Source organism: Streptomyces sp. rh34 (genome assembly GCF_002551245.1).
Taxonomy (GTDB): Bacteria; Actinomycetota; Actinomycetes; order Streptomycetales; family Streptomycetaceae; genus Streptomyces.
The window spans coordinates 1-2,301 of record NZ_NTGZ01000479.1; the positions used below are offsets into that span (position 1 = coordinate 1).

The window sequence follows — 2,301 nt, forward strand, 5'->3', positions numbered from 1 at the left end:
CTCGCGACCAGTGCCGCGACCCGGTTCTCGTGGTCGCGGACCAGGCCGGACACCGGGCCCCGCTCCCACCACGCGTCGTCCGGGGACCGCTCCGCGCACCAGTCCAGCACCTCGGCCACCGTGGGGCGCTCCGCCGGGTCGCCCGTCAGGCAGGAGGCGAGGAAGGTACGCCACTCGCCCGTCGGGGCCCCGTCCAGATCGGCCTCGCCCCGCAGCGTCCGGTACAGCACCTGGTGCGCGGGGCCGGAGCCGAAGGGCGCCCGGCCCGTCGCCATCCGGGCGAGCAGGGCCGCGAGGGCGAACACATCGGCGGCGGGGGACGGCTCGTCGTCGGCCGTCAGCAGTTCCGGGGCGATGTACCCGGGCGATCCGATGACCTCCCCGGTGCCCGTGAGGGTCTCGTCGGCCGCCCGTCGCGCGATGCCGAAGTCCAGGACCTTCGGGCCGCCCCGGGTGAGCACCACGTTCGACGGCTTCAGATCGCGGTGAACCAACCCGGCCCGGTGGATGCCCGCGAGCGCCTCCGCGAGCGCCGCACCCAGACCGGCCAGCGGTCCCCCGCCCAGCGGCCCGAGCGCCCCGGCGGCCTCGGTGAGCGTCGGCCCGGCACAGAACTCGGTCGCCAGCCACGGCCGTACGGCATCGGGCCCGGCGTCCAGCACCGCGGCCGTGAAGGGGCCGGCGACCGCACGTGCGGCGAGCGTCTCGCGCCGGAACCTCTCCCGGAACAGCGGGTCGGCGGCGAGGTGTTCATGGACGGTCTTCACCGCCGCGAGCCGTCCCGACGCGGTGCGGGCCAGATGGACCCGCCCCATGCCTCCCTCGCCGAGCAGCGCCACGATCCGGTACCCCGCGACCCGCTCCATATCCGTGCGCTCCCCCTCGTGCCGCCGGGCCCGGACGATCACCACGGGCCTCATCTGTGCGACGCCCGCGCCCACCGGTTCGGTTGCGTCCGCGGTCCCGTCACGCTCCCTGCGGGACGGGGAGAATCAGGAGCCGCCGCCCGCGCACCGGGAGGTGCATGTCCTGGGCGACCGCTCCGGCTCGGGCGACCTGGACGGCACGGACACGGCGCCCGTCCGCCCCTGGAGTCCGGCCGGATACCGGTTCGGCCACGCCCCGTCCGGCGACGGAAACCGCCACACGTTCGGGGGTCTTTCCGGTGCGGCGTTCCGCCTGGTTCCGCTGCTGGAGGCGGGAGGAAGCGCTGACCGGCCGTGGTGAGCGCTGATTACGAATCCGGCACGTCTGGGGCCCCGGGCGCCGACGGGCATGGCGTAGGGCCTTCACAGGGCGCATACTCGACTTAATGAAACAGTCAGCCCGGCGTCACCTGCCTTCCAGTCCCTTCAACCGCCCGGCCCAGGAGGCCCCACCGGTCGAATGCTTCGATGTGGGCGACAGGGTGTCGCACGACCAGTTCGGGCTCGGCAGGATTCTTGCTGTCGAGGGCGACAACGACGCAGTCCTCATCGACTTCTCGGGGCGTCAGGGAAGGATCCTGAGCCCGTACTCCAAGTTGACCAAGCTCTGAGACGCGGGACGAGTACGAGCAGCGTCCGTCTTCTCCGGACCCGGGGCGCCTGAATCACTTCAGGCGCCCCTGACTCCGTTGCGGCCCTCCGGCGAGGGCCCACGGCGGCTAGAGGGACTTGGCGGCGGGCTTGACCATGCCCCGCACGGTGCGTGACTTCACGAACTCGCCCATCGCGGTCATCTCCCACTCGCCGGTGAACTGCTTGATGAGCTTGGCCATCATCACGCCGGTCTGCGGTTCCGCGCCGGTGAGGTCGAAGCGGACCAGCTCCTCGCCGGACGCGTCGTCGATCAGCCGGCAGTAGGCCTTGGCCACCTCGCTGAACTTCTGGCCGGTGAACGAGTTCACCGTGAAGACCAGGCCCGTCGCCTCGGCGGGGATCCGGCCCAGGTCCACCATGATCACCTCGTCGTCGCCCGCGCCCTCACCGGTGAGGTTGTCGCCGGAGTGCTTGATCGCCCCGTTCAGAATGGTCAGCTTGCCGAAGTAGCAGCTGTCCAGGTGGTTGCGGTTGGGGCCGTAGGCGATCACCGAGGCGTCCAGGTCGATGTCCTTGCCGCGGAACGCGGGCTCCCAGCCCAGGCCCATCCTGACCCGCGAGAGCAGCGGGGCGCCGCCCTTGACGAGGGACACGGTCTGGTTCTTCTGGAGGCTGACCCGGCCCTTGTCCAGATTGATCTTCCCGGAGCCCGCGGGCGCGGCCGGGGCCGCCGGGGGAGCGGGCGGGGCGGCCGGAGCGGGCGGGGCGATCCGCGGGTCGG

3 protein-coding genes and 1 pseudogene are annotated in these 2,301 nt (G+C 72.4%); 2 read left to right on the forward strand and 2 right to left on the reverse strand.

The features are described 5' to 3' along the window. Window positions 1-866 (reverse strand): serine/threonine-protein kinase (locus CR470_RS37425; RefSeq protein WP_143663983.1); only part of this gene is annotated, 866 nt, incomplete at its 3' end. Window positions 867-1,068: 202 nt separating this feature from the next. On the opposite strand from CR470_RS37425, the pseudogene CR470_RS41410 reads away from it, so the two are divergent. After that, window positions 1,069-1,227: pseudogene (locus CR470_RS41410) on the forward strand (TROVE domain-containing protein); the annotation flags it as partial. A gap of 85 nt (window positions 1,228-1,312) precedes the next feature. Then, window positions 1,313-1,537: a hypothetical protein gene (locus CR470_RS40990; protein WP_032752687.1), complete on the forward strand. Its 225-nt coding sequence runs from the start codon at window positions 1,313-1,315 to the stop codon at window positions 1,535-1,537. Window positions 1,538-1,645: 108 nt separating this feature from the next. Here CR470_RS40990 and CR470_RS37435 read toward each other — a convergent pair. Continuing rightward, the coding region (locus CR470_RS37435; protein WP_143663984.1) for a TerD family protein at window positions 1,646-2,301 on the reverse strand (656 nt) is incomplete at its 5' end.

Excerpts from the sequence above, each read along its gene's own strand:
- CR470_RS40990 (WP_032752687.1), top strand. The coding sequence starts at position 1,313 with ATGAAACAGTCAGCCCGGCGTCACCTGCCTTCCAGTCCCTTCAACCGC.